This is a genomic window from Actinomadura sp. (genome assembly GCF_044508335.1).
Classification (GTDB): Bacteria; Actinomycetota; Actinomycetes; order Streptosporangiales; family Streptosporangiaceae; genus Spirillospora.
Genome location: NZ_JBIQHY010000070.1, coordinates 10965 through 12148 on the forward strand (window position 1 = coordinate 10965; position 1184 = coordinate 12148).

General features: G+C 80.0%; 1 protein-coding gene. It reads left to right on the top strand.

The features are described 5' to 3' along the window. The coding region (locus tag ACIWVC_RS22155) for a PLP-dependent aminotransferase family protein (protein WP_396454521.1) at positions 1-1184 on the top strand (1184 nt) is incomplete at both ends.

Here is a 1184-nt window from a genome sequence, read left to right on the forward strand (position 1 = left end):
GCCCGCACGCCGGCCCGGCCTCCGCCGCGGTGTCGTCCGCGGCCTGGGCCGGCGCCCCGTTCCCCGGGGCGCCGTTCCCGCGCGAGCCGGGCGCCGACGTCTTCGACGCGCTGCGCGCCGCCCCCGCCCGCATCGACCTGACCCCGGGCGTGCCGGACCTGTCGGCGTTCCCGCGCGCGGCCTGGCAGCGCGCCGAGCGCACCGTCCTGCGGGACCTGCCCGCCGCCGACCTCGGCTACGGCGACCCCCGCGGCGTCCCCGCGCTGCGCGCCGCGGTCGCCGACTGGCTGGCCCGCTACCGCGGCGTCCGCGCCGACCCCGCCCAGATCGTGGTGGTCGCCGGCACCGCGCAGGCCCTCGGCGTGATCACCCGCGTGCTGGCCCGCACCGGCGTCGGCGCGATCGCGGTCGAGGACCCCGGCTCCCTCGGCGTCCGCCAGCACCTGCGGCACGGCGGAATGGACACCCCGCCCGTGCCCGTCGACGACGACGGGATCCGCGTCGACCTCCTGGCGGCCGGCGGCGCGCCCGCCGTGCTGCTCACCCCCGCCCACCAGTTCCCGACCGGCGCCGTGCTGGCCGGGCGCCGGCGCCGCGAGCTGATGCGCTGGGCGGCCGGCGGCGGCGTCGTCATCGAGGACGACTACGACGCCGAGCACCGCTACGACCGGCCGCCCGTCCCGGCGCTGCGGTCGATGCTCGCCGACCGCGTCTTCTACACCGGCAGCGTGTCCAAGCTGCTGGCCCCGGCGCTGCGGACCGGGTGGCTGCTGCCGCCGCCGGCGTTCATGGACGCGGTCGTCGCCGAGAAGCGCTTCGCCGACCTCGGCAACGCGGCCCTGCCGCAGCTGGTGCTGGCCGAGCTGATGGCCTCGGGCGAGATGGAGCGGACCCTGCGGCTGCTGCGGCACCGCCACCGCCGCCGCCGCGACGCCATGATCGGCGCGGTCGCCGCGCACCTGCCCGGCGCGGCCGTGCACGGCGCCGCCGCCGGCCTGCACCTCACCGTCACCCTCGCCCCGGGCACCGACGACGCCGCGCTGGCCGCCGCGGCCCTGGAGGAGGGCGTCAAGGTGCAGCCGCTGTCGTGGCACGCCCAGCGGCCCGGCCGCCCCGGCCTCGTCCTCGGCTACGCCGCCGCGACCGCGTCCGACATCGCCGAGGGCATCGCGGTCCTCGGCCGG